The organism is Shinella sp. H4-D48, from assembly GCF_022637395.1.
Classification (GTDB): Bacteria; Pseudomonadota; Alphaproteobacteria; order Rhizobiales; family Rhizobiaceae; genus Shinella; species Shinella sedimenti.
The window spans coordinates 3,092,474-3,106,107 of the sequence record NZ_CP093337.1 but is presented as its reverse complement, the minus strand read 5'-3'; the positions used below and the strand labels follow the sequence as shown (position 1 = coordinate 3,106,107).

The following is a 13,634-nucleotide window of genomic DNA, read 5'->3' as shown; positions in this document are numbered from 1 at the left end:
CAAGCCGGTTTCGAACCCGGCCTTTTTAGCTACTTGTTTTACGTGGCTGCAAGCCGGCCGGCCAAATCACCACGGGATAATCTGCTAATACTGCGCGCCCGCGCTTGCGTCAATTGCCGGCATTTGGTTTTGTGCGGGGCTTCTGACGGGACGGTATGACTATGGCTTCTGTGGTGCGCAGCACGGGCATTCTGGCGGACAACGCCATCCGCGGCTTGTTCGAAAGCGGGCGGCTGAAAAGCGAAGCCGCGCTGGATGACGATCAGATCCAGCCGGCGAGCCTCGATCTGCGCCTTGGCGCCAAGGCGTTTCGCGTGCGGGCCAGCTTCCTGCCCGGCCCGTCCCATCTCGTCGCCGACAAGCTCGACCGCCTGCAGCTGCACGTCATCGATCTCAGCGAGGGCGCGGTGCTGGAAACCGGCTGCGTCTATATCGTGCCGCTGATGGAAAGCCTCGACCTGCCGGCCGAACTGGCTGCGTCGGCAAATCCGAAGAGCTCCACCGGCCGCCTCGATATCTTCACCCGCGTCATCACCGACCGGGCACAGGAATTCGACAAGATCCCGGCCGGCTATTCCGGCCCGCTCTATCTGGAAATCTCCCCGCGAACGTTCCCCATCGTGGTGCGCCGCGGCTCGCGCCTGTCGCAGATCCGCTTCCGCAAGGGCAATGCGCTTCTCAGCGAAAACGAGCTCACGGCGCTGCATGTCAGCGACACGCTCGTCGCCAGCGAAACGCCGAATGTCTCCGGCGGCGGCATCGCCCTGTCGATCGATCTCAAGGGCACGGGGCCGGACGGCCTGATCGGCTATCGCGGGAAGCATCACACTTCCGTCGTCGATGTCGATCGCAAGAACCAGCATGACATCTTCGACTTTTGGGAGCCGCTGTTCAGCCGCGGCCGCAACGAGCTGATCCTCGATCCGGACGAGTTCTACATCCTCGTTTCCCGAGAGGCCGTGCATGTGCCGCCGCTCTATGCGGCCGAGATGACGCCGTTCGACCCGCTGGTCGGCGAATTCCGCGTGCACTACGCCGGCTTCTTCGATCCCGGTTTCGGCCACGCGCCGGCCGGCGGTTCCGGCAGCCGCGCAGTGCTGGAAGTGCGCAGCCACGAGGTGCCCTTCATCCTCGAACACGGCCAGATCGTCGGCCGCCTGATTTACGAGCACATGCTCGAAGCCCCGGCAGGCCTTTATGGCTCAGGCCTCGGCTCCAACTATCAGGCCCAGGGCCTCAAGCTCTCCAAGCATTTCCGCGCGTCATAACGTAAGCACGCTGGCCAGTCCTCACAGGGCTTCCAGAAATGCCACCAGCGCGTCGCGCTCGCGCGCGGTCAGTGAAAACGGCTCCAGGAACGGCGACGTCATGCCGGCAAAGCGCATGAGCGGATTGTCGCGTTCGGCCTCGTTGCGCGCACTCGTCCTGCCGCCGCCGACTTCATAGAAGCGCACGACACGCCTGAGGTCACGGATAATGCCGTTGTGCATGTAAGGCGCGGTGCGGGAGATGTGCCGCAGGCTTGGCGTCTTGAAGCGCCCCACATCGAGAAGGCTGTTCGTGACCGTGTAGCGGCCGACATCCTCCCTTGGGCGCCCGAGAAAAGACAGCCCGAGATTATGAAACTTGTTGTCCGTCAGGAGAGGCCCGTTGTGACAGTTTGCACAGCCGCCTTTCGTGCGGAAGATATGCATGCCCCAGATCTGCTCATTGCTGAGCGCGCGATACTGACCTGAAAGGAAACGGTCCAGCCGTGTCGGCTCTTCGAGGGTGCGCTGGAAGGATGCCAGCGCATCGGCGACCTCAGCGGTGGAGGGCGCACCTCCATAAACCGATCGAAACGCCTCCTGATAATCGGCACGCTGCGCGATCCGCTCGACGACCGACGCGAGGTCGTGGTTGGCCATTTCGCGTGGGTCCGTCAAAGGCATCAAAGCCTGGGCTTCCAGGGTGTCGGCCCGCCCGTCCCAGAACAGCGGTGCCCGCAGCCCTGCATTGAACAGGGGCGGCGCATTGCGCGTTCCCTTGGCGCGATCATGGCCGAAGGAACTCTGCAGGCCATCACCCCAGCCGAGTTCCCGGTTATGACAGTTCTGGCAGGCAATCTGGCCCGAACGGGATAACATCGGGTCGCGAAACAGGCGAAACCCGAGCTGTGCTTTCTCAAGTTCCAGGCCCTCGGGCCGTGGCGGGATTGCGAGAGGCGCGAACGGCTCGGCCTCTATTCCGGGAAAGACCGAAACCGGCGGAAAATCCTCGACCGGCTGCCGATACAGTCCCGCCAGGATCACCAGGTCACGGTCGGATGGATCGCTGGGGAAGGCTTCAAGCAACACGCGTTCGCGCTGGTCCAGGGCGCGTGCTTCGATCAACGCGAAACGCTCTTCGCGGGCCGCTTCGCGTCCTTTGGCGAATTCCAGGAAGGCGGCCGTAAAAACGACCGCGGTTCCAATAGCCCAGAAGGCAATCAGCAATGGCAGAGGGCGGGTCATCAGAACGTCGCCTTCGCGCCAAGCCAGATGCTCCGCCCGGGAATCCAGGGTTGAGAGGACTTTGCAACCCGATTGCCCGTCTCGTTGAAAGCGTTTTGTACCTTCATTTCGAATTCGAGCGAACCATAGCTGGATTCGAATGCCTTGTAGGAAGCATTCAGATCGATCGTCGCAACGGGCCTGAAGTGGAAGTCCTCGTAGATGTCATGCAGGAGACCCAGACCTTCTGATCCCGCCGGCAGCTTGCACATGGCCGCTGCACTGGTTGAGGGGCTGCACTGCATGTCAGTGTTACGGACGCCGTCGTAGGATAGGTTCAGGTTACCCGAAACACCCAGGGTCAGCCGCTCATCGAACCAGGTCGTCACCAGGTCCATGGATGTCCTGACGGGAATATCCATATTCCCTCTCGCCATAGAGAATTCACCGAGGGAATAGGACTGGTCATTGTACCAGATCCGCGTGTCGGTCGGATCATCGAAATATCCGTTCGATGTTGTTCTCTCTTTCGACCATGTCAGGCTTCCGGAAAGGCGCACGGTCTCCATGTGACCCGACTGGACAGCCCATGTCTTTCCGTATTCGACGGATACTCCATGGTACTCGGAATCGCCATCATTCGTCAGTGTCATCTCCCTGCCGGTGGAATCGGGAGATTTCAGGTACTGATCTTTGCCCTGCCGGTACACGTATCGAACACGCATGTCGCCATCGGTCCAAGGATCCGTCCAGTCGACCCCGGCGGTGAATTCGTCGTTATGGGGTGTGTCGAGGTCAAGACCGGAAAACGTATAGTAACGTTGCGTACCCGCGCCGACCCAGTCGGAAACGATGCCGCTGGCGTTATGGGTGCGATTGTAGGCTCTTCCGAGCGGCTGCTGGTCGCGCACAGCGTAATAGAGTGAGTTAGCATTGTAGTAGCGGTTTACGCCAGCGGTAAATGAGAGATCCTCGCTCGCCAAAATCGTTGCGGACAAGCGTGGTGCAACGTTAAAGTTGCCGAAGAAACTCTCGTAACTTGCATGTACACCAGCTCTGACGTTCAACCAGTCCCACGTCTGGTCGAGTTCGGCATACATATCGATCGCCTCGATGGATACCTTGTTGTGATATGCTGGCGTGATCACCTTGATGTTTGAATATTGCTCATAGGAGCAGGCGATGTCGCCCGGAGCGCAGACAAAAGCAGGCACACGAGGCGTGCTGATCAGCGTTCTGTTCGCGGAATGGAGCGTGTACTCCTCTGCCCGACGATAGGCGTCGATCCTTCGGTAGTCAAAGCCGGTTGCGAATGTCCCGGCCAGAAAATCGCCATCGATATCCGCCTTGAAGCCGTTTTCCTGCTGCCCCTGCGCCTTGTTGCCGTACCCACCTTCCCGGCACAGTTGGGCAGTCCCTGTCAGACCTCCTGAGAGTGGAACGCGGCACCAAGACAGGAGGCTGGGATCGGTCGAATAGAACCAACTCGCGGGATTGTTGTTGTTGACGCTGGGTCTGGCCCAGACTGTCCGATAGATCGTCTCGTTCTCCCCGCCATCGTTAACGGTCTTCGATGTGTTGAAATAGGCTTTGGCGTCGAATTTGACGTTGGCGATCCCGAGGGGATCGAAGGCAAAGGCGGTCAGGTCGTTTTCCCAGCGCAGTTGTCCTGTAAAGCCCCTGTTCTGGCTCATGATCTGCGTGTCGCGATAGAAATAGCCGTCCCATTCCTGTTCGTAGTCGGTGTAGGACCCTTCCAGCGTGAAGACGCCGAGATCGGTGTCGTGCTTGCTGGCGAGGCGATAGAACTTGTTCTTGGAAAACTCCTCCGCCTCCTCGCTGTGGTAGCGGTAATCCTTGATCTTGTTGGTGTCGGCACCTGATTGGCTGTATTGTCCGATCAGCGCCCAGCTGTCTGTCAGCGGAACGTTGACGCTGGCGGAGGACTTGTAGCGATAGAATTCCGGTGGCGGGTTGTTCTGCGGATTGAGGCCGTCCCTCGTGCCCAGAACGAAGCTGGTCGTCTTGTCGCTCTCGAAGCCGTAGCTGAGCGAGCCGGTAACCCTGTCTGTCTTGGGTCTGGCGAGCGTGTAATCGACCACACCGCCCTGAAACTGACCGTAGCGGGCGGAGACGTTGCTATCCATCACGGTCGCGGCGTCGATGAAGTCCGCAGGCACGAACACGCTCTGTGAATGCAGGCCGAACACTTCATTGATGTTCGGCGTGTTCTCATACGTCCCGAGCGAGCCGCCGAAGGGCTCTTGCGACCCGGTGACATTGTTGATCCCGATGCCATTCAGGATGAAATTGTTCTCGTAGACTTTGGCGCCCGAGATCGAGACTTCGAGGGGCCGCAGGTTGATCATGTCCTGTCCATCGACGCCGGCGTCGTTGTCGGAATCGTTCTGGTACTGAACATTGGGAAGATTGCGCAGGATCGAGTTGGCGTCGCCAAACCCGTTGGACTTGTTCTGGATGACGACGCTCTCGAGCGACGTCGTTCCCGTATCCGAGGTCGCCTTGCCTCCAAGGCTGAGCCAGAGCGGACGCAGCTTGACGACGATCTGCTCCAGCACTGTCGGTGCATCCGATTGCGACGCGCCGTCCTGAGCGTTGACCGCAGAAACCGACAGGCTACCCAGCGTGCCGACAAGCAGGCAAGCGGATGCGTTCGCCACGCGACGTGGCGCCCTCGATATCGGATACATGTCTGAAAAGCCTCCGGAAAATTCGGCGTCATGGCGCCTCGGGGACTTCCATAATAAAACTTGCAATTATGAGTCAAGATTTAGTGCCGTAAATATGACTCAAAATTACCACTTTTCGTAACAAGGCGTGCTGTGGACGATTTTTGTTGTTTATCAGTCACCTAGGGTTGTCGTAATCAGCCGCCGCTCGTCTCGCTCGTCGGACATCCGTTCATATGGCCGACCGTTTGGCGCGGCTCGCTTGACACAATCCGCGAACTGTTGAATGGATGCGGCCTCGGCGCTGCCCTGCGGGTATGATGTAATGGTAGCCTGTCAGCTTCCCAAGCTGAACGCGCGGGTTCGATTCCCGCTACCCGCTCCAGCCGTGTTTCCCTGCATTCTTTGTCCTTGCTTCAGGAGCTTGTGCCGACCGCGGCTTCGGTTTTGACGGACGCCGGGCGGTGTGCGGTCTTGTTCCAGAAGAAGGGATTGCTGCGCAGTTCGCGAACGGCGCGCCAGGCGGCGCGAGAGGCGAGCAGCCAGTAGACGGGCGTCAGCATCCATTTTCGGCCGACAGCCGCCCGCTCGGGCGGCGTCATGCCCGCCCGTCCCAGTGCGACGAAGATGGCGTAGCTGCCAAAGATATTGGCCATATCCATGACGAACAGTGTCAGTTGCAGCGCGCCCACATTGTACGCCTGCCCCGATAGAAGCTGCCCGGTGATCAGGGCGATATAGGCGACGATCAGCGGGTGGGCGAGCGAGGACAGGATGAGCCCGCCGATCAGCACCTGGAAGACGATGCTGGCGCCGAGCCCCATTTCCCGGATCAGCATGGACGGTCGCCGCATCACCACCAGCCAGGTTTGCAGCCAGCCCTTGAACCACCGGCTGCGCTGGCCGAGCCAGGCATGCACCTCTGTCGGCGCCTCCTCGTAGGTCGGGCGGGTGAGCGTGCCGCAGCGATAGCCTTTCCGATAGAGACGCAGGCCGAGATCGGCATCCTCCGTGACGTTGAACGGATCCCAGCCGCCGACGGCCTGCAGGACGCGCGTGCGAAAATGGTTCGACGTTCCGCCGAGCGGCATCGGCATGCGCGCGGCGGCAAGGCGTGGCAACAGCACACGAAAAAGGCCGGCATATTCCAGCGCGAAGAGCGCGCTTACCCAGCTTTCCCGGGCATTGGTGATGACGAGGGGCGCTTGGAGGCAGACGGTCTCCGGCGGGCTGGCCTCGAACGTGCGCCAGGCTTCCTCCAGCTGCATAGGGTCGATGCGGTCCTCCGCGTCGTAGATCACGAGATACTCGCCGCGCGCAGCGCCCAGCGCATAGGTCAGCGCCTTAGGCTTGGTGCGCGGCCGGCCCGCCGGCACCGCCACCACCTCGTATTGCGGCCCGAGGCGCATGGCAGCCATCGCATCGAGCGTCTCCTGGTCGTCCGCCTCGCAGATCAGCTTGATGTCGAGACGGCTCGCCGGCCATTCAAGCCTGTTCAGCGTATCGATGAGTTGCGGAACGACCGCCGCTTCCCGGTAGAGGGCGACGAAAATCGAATAGATGGGACGACGGCCGGCGGGCGGTGCCGGGCGCAAACGTTTCTGTTGCCGTTTCGTGGCGACCAGCGCCACGAGGCGGATGAAGAACGTGGCGAAGAAGAAGAAGCTGAGGACGATGTGCAGGACAAGAAGGGCCGCTGTCGGCTCTGCGACGGCGAGAACAAGCGTCAGCGTGAGCGCTGCGCCGGTATAAAAGCCCTGCCGCCCCCACAGCGTGATGCGCGCGCTCGCTTCAGGCGCGCTGCCGAAGAGCTGGTCTATGCTTTCGCGCAGCCGCCGCTTTTGGCCGGCTTGCCACAGGGCGGACCGCACGGCCGATGGCGTCGTTGCCGCAAGCGTCATGCGCAGTCCCGGCGACTGCGCCAGCCGCTCCGCGAGATAGGTAAGTCGCGCCGCGCTCGGCACGATCGCGGTGATCGGCGGGCGGACGGGATGGCGCAGGCGAACGACGGTGGGATCGACAAGCTGGCTGTCGGCGCCCGCGATATCCTCGACCTGCGCGGGATCGAGCTCAGGCAGAAAGGGCAGATCCAGGATTTCGGCGAGCGCCTCGTAATAGGTGCTTTCGACGATCGCACCGTTGGCCAGAAGTTCGGCCTCCAGAGTCGTGCCGTTGCGGTTTGCCCGCACCAGCATGTTCGATATGAGCACCTTGGAAATCCCGAGCCTGCGGAAGAGACGCGCTTCCGTCAGGAACTTCGATGGAACGGATGGGTTTGGCGGCCGTGCTGCGTGACGTGCCGGCAGGATGCCGATTGCGGTGGCGAAAGCGATGTCGTCGGGATATTCTGCCAGTCGCATGCAGCCCTGCAGCCGCTTTCACGGCTGCCCCCTTTTGTAACCCCAAGTTGATTGTAATGTCGTCGCGCAAAATTTCATCCCCTAAAATTCAAGGGCTTTTGGCGCTTTGCCTGTCGATGATGGCAGCCGTGCCGTTGCCAGCCATTGCGCAGGAACGCAGCGCGGTCGATCTGCCGATCCTGTTCGACACGCGCGAGCGCATCGCCCGTCCGGATCTCTCGGGTATCGTGCGGTTGCGGTTCCTAACGACGGTGGATTTTCCGCCGTTCAACTTCATCGACCAGACGGGCAAGCTCGCCGGCTTTCATGTCGATCTCGTGCGCGAGATCTGCCGCGAATTGCAGCTTACCGATAAATGCCAGATTCAGGCTGTGACTTTCCCGGAACTTGAAACGGCGCTGCGCGACGGCAACGGCGAGGCCATCGTGGCTGGCGTCGCGGTGACGGCGGACCTGCGCAAGCGCTTTGCCTTCTCGCGTCCGTTCATGCGCCTTCCAGCCCGTTTTGCTGTCGCAAAGGCGCGGTTGCCATCAGGTGAAACGGCGGCGGCGCTCGACGGCAAGGCCGTGGGGGTCGTTGCGGCAAGCACCCATGAGGCCATGCTGAAGGCCTTCTTTCCCCGAGTGACGGCGCAGGCCTTCCCCGATCGCGCGGCCCTGCTTGCGGCATTGAAGGACGGTAAGGTCGATGCGGTCTTTGGTGACGGCATGCAGCTCGCGTTCTGGACGAGCGGTTCGGAATCGGCCGGTTGCTGCCGCCTGTTCGATGGCCCCTATCTTTCCGAGATGTTCCTTGGCGAGGGGCTGACGATCATGGTCCGCAAGGAGGACGAAGCCCTGGCCGGGGCCATGGATCACGCTCTGCTGGCTCTGTCGCGCAGCGGCCGCCTGCAGGAAATCTACCTGCGCTATTTTCCCATAAACCTCTACGGAGGGTGAGGCGGCGGCTACTGGCTCGCCCAGATGATGCGGGCGATCCAGTCGACCTCTTCCATGTCGAAACTGCGGTTCGGATGTTCGGGGTTGAGCGACAGGAGTTCGATGGCGCGCGGGCTCTGGCGGTGGAGCATCTTGGCCATGACCTCGCCCTCCCGTGTCTTGACGACCACCCGGTCGCCCCGGCGCACCTGCGCACCCGGCTCGACGATCAGGATATCGCCGTCGCGGTAGAGGGGCAGCATGCTGTCGCCCTGTACCTCGAGCGCATAGACGCCGGGCTTTCGGTCTGGAGAGGCAGGGAATTCCACCACATCCCAGCCCTGGCCGGCGGGAAAGCCGCCATCGTCGAAAAAGCCGCCGGCACCGGCCTGTGCGAAGCCGAGCAGCGGTATCGTGCCGGTTTGCGGCGGAAAGGCGCCCTGCGGCAGGCCGCTGTCGCGGCCCGTATCGCCCAGCGCGAAGAACTCATCGATGGTCGCGGATGTCGCGTCCAGCACCTTGGCGATGGATTCCGTCGAGGGCCAGCGCTGGCGACCGTCGGCCCCCTGCCGCTTCGACTTGTTGAAGGATGTCGGATCGAGCCCGGCGCGGCGGGCAAGCCCGGACGGGGAAAGACGATTTCGCTCGGCGAGGGCGTCGATCGCCGCCCATATCCGGTCATGGGAAAACATACTGCGAAAACCCTGCCAAGGCGTTGGACCAGCCAAAGCCAGTCCGATGAGGCGGACTATAGCGAAGGACGTTTTTCGAGTAAAGAAAAAAGGATTATATTCCTTTTTCGTGTCTGGCGCGGTTTTCCGCTGCGGTGCGCCTGGCTACGACGCTCTCGCGCCAGACGGTGAAAATGCCGGCGCTCACCACGATGGCGGAGCCCAGGACCATGTTCACATTCAAGGTTTCGCCGAAGACGGAGACGCCGATGATCGCCGCCATGACCACCTGGAGATAGGTGAGGGGCTGCACGGCGGCAGCATTGAGCAGGTCGTAGGCGCGGATGAGGAAGTAATGGCTGGAAATGCCGGTCACACACAAGAGCCCCATCCAGAGCCAGTCGACGGGTGCAAGATCGACCCAGAAGAAGGGGCCGATCAGCGAAAGCGCCGCGGCGCCGGCAAGGCCGGTATAGAGAAAGCTCGTCAGAGAGGAATCGTCTCGGCTGGCAAGGCGTGTCGTGATCGCATAGAGCGCAAACATCAGCGCGGCCGCCAGCGGCATGAGGACGCTGGAGTTGAACGCGCTGTCCGTGGGGTTCACGATGATCAGCACGCCCACGAGGCCCACCGAGATCGACGTCCAGCGCCGCCAGCCCACGCGCTCACCAAGCAGCGGCATGGACAGGAGCGCGACGAAGATCGGTCCGGACGCCAGGATTGCCTGCGTGTGCGCAAGGCCGACGACGTTGAAGGCCGTGATGACGACGACGATCTGGAGGGCGAGCAGCGTGCCGCGCAGAATCTGGAGGAATGGACGTTTGGACCGGATGGCGACCCCCACCCCGCCCGAGCTGCGCGCGGCCATGATCAAGGCGAAGCCCGCGAACGCCCAGAAGCGCAACATGGCGATGAAGATAGGCGAATAGAGGCCGCCGAGATGTTTTGAAATGGCATCCTGAAGGCTGAAGATCAGGATTGCGAGCAGGGTGAAAACATAGCCGAGTCGTTTGGAGTCCATGTAATTGCGCTTATACCCGCAGCGCGGCCCTTGCACGCCGAAACTGCGCGAAGCGGATATTTCATGCCCGGTATGGCCGGCAGGAAATTTTTCCTGAGCCTATGGTGGTCTGCCTTGTCAGCACTATATTCCTGCGTCACACACGCTGTCGCAGTCTTTCAAAAGAATCCGCGCGTTACGCTGATCCGCTGTTTTCAATCCGGCGGCGGAGCGATAATGTCCACCGCAAATGAAGCGGCGAAACCGGGGGGTGGAATGCCGATATCGAACGCCGCATTCGTGCGCTCGACCATAATCCTGTTCATCGCCGGCGTTTTCGCGCTGCTTGGCATTGTCGGTACATCCTTGTGGCTTGTCAGCAAGGTGCAGTCCTACTTCACGGGCTTCGTCGAACAGCGCGAGGCGCGCCGTGCGTCGGCCGATCTTCTTTCCATCCTCAAGGATGCGGAAACCGGACAGCGCGGGTTCATCATCACGGGCGACGCGGCATTCCGTGCACCCTATGACGAGGCGCTGCGCGGGGTCGCGGAGCAGAAGCAGGCCTTTGCCGACAAATTGGCCGGTCTGCCCGAATATGCTGACGATGCGCAGCGCGTCGAGCAGCTCGTGGTCGAAAAGCTCGACGAACTGGCCGGCACCGTCGAACTGATGCTGCAGGGGCGCCAGGCTGAGGCGATTGCACAGGTCAAGACCGACCGCGGCCGCGTGCTGATGGACGAAATCCGTGATCGCCTCGGGTCGATCATGGACGACGCGGACGAGCAACTGCGCAAGGGCGTGGTGGATACGCTGTGGTCGGCGGGTGCCCTGAAATGGACGACGGTGATCGGCGCGATCGCCATCATCACCGTTCTGGGCGGCGCCATCATCATCATCGTGCAATATACCCGCGACAACCTCGCGGCGCGGCGTGAGGTGGAGCAGCTGAACGCCACGCTGGAAAAGCGCGTGGACGAGCGGACCGAAGAACTGATCCGCGCCAACCAGGAGGTCCAGCGCTTCGCCTATATCGTCACGCACGACCTGCGTGCGCCACTCGTCAACATCATGGGCTTCACCAGCGAGCTGCAGGCGTCGCTCGCCTCCATCCAGAGCTACGTGCTGGCCGACGGCAAGACGCCCAGCGAGGCTGATATTCTCGAGGCGCGCCGTGCGGCGGGCGAAGACCTGCCGGAGGCGATCGGCTTCATCCGTTCCTCCACCAAGAAAATGGACGGGCTGATCAATGCCATTCTGAAGATTTCGCGCGATGGCCGCCGCGAGCTCAAGATCGAGCGCGTCAATCTCCGGGATCTCGTCGAGGCCGGCGCGTCGGCGGTCAATCATCAGGTGAGCGAAGCCGATGGCGTCATCACCATTGCCGACAACCTGCCGACGGTGGTCTCTGACCGGCTTTCGCTGGAGCAGGTATTCGGCAACCTGTTCGACAATGCCATCAAGTACCGCTTGACCGAGAAACCGTTGCGTATTTCAATCACAGCGCGCAATGCTGGGAGGGCGGGATTCGTCATCGAATTCGCGGATAACGGCAGGGGTATCGCCCCCGAGGATCATGAGCGGGTCTTCGAGCTTTTCCGGCGCTCCGGCACACAGGACAAGCCGGGCGAAGGCATCGGACTGGCCCATGTTCGTTCACTGATGCGAAATCTTGGTGGTGATATCGTCGTGAAATCCGAAATCGGGCAGGGGACGACGTTCGTTCTGCGTCTGCCGCCCGACCTCAGCAAAGTTGTCAGGAGTATGCAGGCATGAACGGATTGGGCAAGGAAGTCACCATCGTGATGATCGAGGACGATGAGGGCCACGCGCGCCTCATCGAGAAGAACATCCGCCGTGCGGGCGTGCACAACGAGGTTGTGCCCTTTACCAGCGGCACCGACGCGCTCGATTTCATTCTCGGCAAGGATCGCTCGGGCATGGCCAGCGCGGGACGGTTCCTTCTCATCCTGCTCGATCTCAATCTGCCCGACATGTCCGGCATCGATATCCTTCAGAAGATCAAGACGAACACCCACACCAAGCGCCTCCCGGTCGTCATTCTCACCACGACGGACGATGAGCGGGAAATCCAGCGCTGCTACGATCTGGGCGCGAACGTCTACATCACCAAGCCGGTCGAATATGAAAGCTTCGCACACGCGATCCGTCAGCTCGGCCTGTTCTTCTCCGTGATCCAGATACCCGAGTCGCAGTGAATGAGGGAAGGTCCGGTCCGCCTCCTCTACATCGACGATGATCCGATCCTGGCGCGCCTCGCCGAGCGCGCGCTTGGTCGTGTCGGCTATATCGTGGTGCACGCGGAGGATGTGGAGCAGGGCCGCGAGCTGTTCGCTGAAGGCGGTTTCGACGCCGTCGTGCTCGATCATTTCCTGGCGTCGGGCACGGGACTTTCCTTTCTCAAGGAACTCGCCAGCGCCCCGACTGCGGTGCCGGTCGTCTATGTGACGGGATCCAACGACGCGCAGGTGGCTGTCGAGGCGCTGAAAGCCGGCGCTGCGGACTATGTCATCAAGTCTGTCGGCGATGATTTCATGCCGCTGCTTGCCAACGCGCTCGGCCAGGCGCTCGAAAATGCCCAGCTCAAGCGCCTGAAGCTGGAAGCCGAGCGGGAGATCCGTGCGGCCAAGGAGCGCGCGGAGGTGCTGCTGGCGGAGGTCAACCACCGCGTCGGCAATTCGCTTGCGCTGGCGGCCGCGCTCATCCGCCTGCAGATGTCGAGCGCCGTGGACGACGCAGTCAAGGAGGCGCTTTCCGAAACGCAGGCGCGCATTACCGCGATTGCCGGCATCCACCGACGTCTCTACACGTCCGACGACGTTCGCAATGTCGACATGGGCGCCTATCTCTCGACCCTTCTGACCGAGCTTGGAGCCTCCATGCAGGGCCAGGACCGCGATGTGCGGCTGACCCGCACGCTGGAGCCGCTGCATGTGCCGACCGATCGTGCGGTGTCCCTCGGTGTGATCGTGACGGAACTCGTCACCAATGCCTTCAAATATGCCTATGGCGAGATCGGCGGGGAAGTGCGCGTCGGCTTCACCAAGCTCGACGGCGAAAACGCGCTGCTGTTCGTGGAAGACGACGGCATCGGCTGGCGCGGCGATGGCCCTGTGCGCGGCACCGGCCTCGGCTCCAAGATCATCGGCGCCATGGCCACCAGCCTCGGAGCCCGGCTCGACTATGCGGCGCGGGAGATCGGGACACGCGCCGAACTGCTGGTGCGTATCGTCGAGCCCTCGCGCTGACAAGAAGGCAGGTTCCTTGCGAACTGCGTCAAGCGCCACGCGGCGCGGTGCACCCGTGGGTTCAAAGAACATTCGGACGGGGTGCCGGAAGCTGCCTCGACTGAATGAATTTTAGGTGACACCTTCCGGCGCCCCGTTCGGCGGTTTTTGCCCGCGACTCCGGTCTCTCTGCAAGGATCGGAAAGGCGATGTCTTTCGCCGGTTTCCGGCGTGGGCAGTGCCGTTTTATCACCCGCGTCATACGCCTTGATGACGCGGG

General features: G+C 61.7%; 10 protein-coding genes, 1 tRNA gene and 1 riboswitch. Of the genes, 6 read left to right on the top strand and 5 right to left on the bottom strand.

The genetic code is table 11. From position 1 onward, the window contains the following. Positions 1–4: 4 nt before the first annotated feature. Positions 5–83: riboswitch (SAM riboswitch) on the bottom strand. Positions 84–161: 78 nt separating this feature from the next. Next, positions 162–1,268, top strand: coding sequence for a 2'-deoxycytidine 5'-triphosphate deaminase (locus tag MNR02_RS15285; protein ID WP_241948891.1), 1,107 nt, complete (start codon positions 162–164; stop codon positions 1,266–1,268). Between the two features lie 21 nt (positions 1,269–1,289). On the opposite strand, the gene MNR02_RS15280 is transcribed toward MNR02_RS15285, so the two are convergent. Together MNR02_RS15280 and MNR02_RS15275 are read right to left on the bottom strand one after the other, a co-directional pair. Next, positions 1,290–2,492: a cytochrome-c peroxidase gene (locus tag MNR02_RS15280; RefSeq protein WP_241947389.1), complete on the bottom strand. Its 1,203-nt coding sequence runs from the start codon at positions 2,490–2,492 to the stop codon at positions 1,290–1,292. Next, entirely contained in the window at positions 2,492–5,152 is a 2,661-nt protein-coding gene (locus MNR02_RS15275) for a hypothetical protein (protein ID WP_241947388.1), read from the bottom strand. Before MNR02_RS15275 ends, MNR02_RS15280 begins: the two co-directional genes overlap by 1 nt. Before the next feature lie 320 nt (positions 5,153–5,472). Here MNR02_RS15275 and MNR02_RS15270 point away from each other — a divergent pair. Further along, positions 5,473–5,546: transfer RNA gene (locus MNR02_RS15270), tRNA-Gly, on the top strand. Between the two features lie 31 nt (positions 5,547–5,577). Here the strand turns inward: MNR02_RS15270 and MNR02_RS15265 are convergent. Beyond that, on the bottom strand, positions 5,578–7,521 hold the full coding sequence (locus tag MNR02_RS15265) for a glycosyltransferase family 2 protein (protein WP_241947387.1): 1,944 nt from the start codon (positions 7,519–7,521) through the stop codon (positions 5,578–5,580). A 56-nt stretch (positions 7,522–7,577) separates the two neighbouring features. On the opposite strand from MNR02_RS15265, the gene MNR02_RS15260 reads away from it, so the two are divergent. Beyond that, positions 7,578–8,459, top strand: coding sequence for a transporter substrate-binding domain-containing protein (locus tag MNR02_RS15260; RefSeq protein WP_371746681.1), 882 nt, complete (start codon positions 7,578–7,580; stop codon positions 8,457–8,459). Between the two features lie 8 nt (positions 8,460–8,467). On the opposite strand, the gene MNR02_RS15255 is transcribed toward MNR02_RS15260, so the two are convergent. Both MNR02_RS15255 and MNR02_RS15250 read right to left on the bottom strand, forming a co-directional pair. Next, on the bottom strand, positions 8,468–9,130 hold the full coding sequence (locus tag MNR02_RS15255) for a helix-turn-helix transcriptional regulator (RefSeq protein WP_241947386.1): 663 nt from the start codon (positions 9,128–9,130) through the stop codon (positions 8,468–8,470). A 94-nt stretch (positions 9,131–9,224) separates the two neighbouring features. Continuing rightward, the gene (locus MNR02_RS15250; RefSeq protein ID WP_241947385.1) at positions 9,225–10,130 is read right to left on the bottom strand and encodes a DMT family transporter; all 906 of its coding nucleotides are present in this window, start codon (positions 10,128–10,130) and stop codon (positions 9,225–9,227) included. Between the two features lie 255 nt (positions 10,131–10,385). On the opposite strand from MNR02_RS15250, the gene MNR02_RS15245 reads away from it, so the two are divergent. The 3 genes from MNR02_RS15245 to MNR02_RS15235 are packed head-to-tail and all read left to right on the top strand — an operon-like array spanning position 10,386 to position 13,375. Continuing rightward, entirely contained in the window at positions 10,386–11,882 is a 1,497-nt protein-coding gene (locus MNR02_RS15245; protein WP_241600132.1) for a CHASE3 domain-containing protein, read from the top strand. Continuing rightward, a complete protein-coding gene (locus MNR02_RS15240) occupies positions 11,879–12,325 on the top strand; it encodes a response regulator (protein ID WP_269470863.1) in 447 nt (148 codons plus the stop codon). The genes MNR02_RS15245 and MNR02_RS15240 overlap by 4 nt, the downstream gene beginning before the upstream one ends. Next, complete coding sequence (locus tag MNR02_RS15235) at positions 12,326–13,375, top strand: sensor histidine kinase (protein WP_241947384.1); 1,050 nt, start codon at positions 12,326–12,328, stop codon at positions 13,373–13,375. The last annotated feature ends 259 nt before the right edge of the window (positions 13,376–13,634 follow it).

Coding starts and splice junctions, on each gene's coding strand:
- MNR02_RS15265 (WP_241947387.1), bottom strand. CDS start 7,521: ATGCGACTGGCAGAATATCCCGACGACATCGCTTTCGCCACCGCAATC.
- MNR02_RS15260 (WP_371746681.1), top strand. CDS start 7,578: ATGTCGTCGCGCAAAATTTCATCCCCTAAAATTCAAGGGCTTTTGGCG.
- MNR02_RS15250 (WP_241947385.1), bottom strand. CDS start 10,130: ATGGACTCCAAACGACTCGGCTATGTTTTCACCCTGCTCGCAATCCTG.
- MNR02_RS15240 (WP_269470863.1), top strand. CDS start 11,879: ATGAACGGATTGGGCAAGGAAGTCACCATCGTGATGATCGAGGACGAT.
- MNR02_RS15245 (WP_241600132.1), top strand. CDS start 10,386: ATGCCGATATCGAACGCCGCATTCGTGCGCTCGACCATAATCCTGTTC.
- MNR02_RS15285 (WP_241948891.1), top strand. CDS start 162: ATGGCTTCTGTGGTGCGCAGCACGGGCATTCTGGCGGACAACGCCATC.
- MNR02_RS15280 (WP_241947389.1), bottom strand. CDS start 2,492: ATGACCCGCCCTCTGCCATTGCTGATTGCCTTCTGGGCTATTGGAACC.
- MNR02_RS15235 (WP_241947384.1), top strand. CDS start 12,326: ATGAGGGAAGGTCCGGTCCGCCTCCTCTACATCGACGATGATCCGATC.
- MNR02_RS15255 (WP_241947386.1), bottom strand. CDS start 9,130: ATGTTTTCCCATGACCGGATATGGGCGGCGATCGACGCCCTCGCCGAG.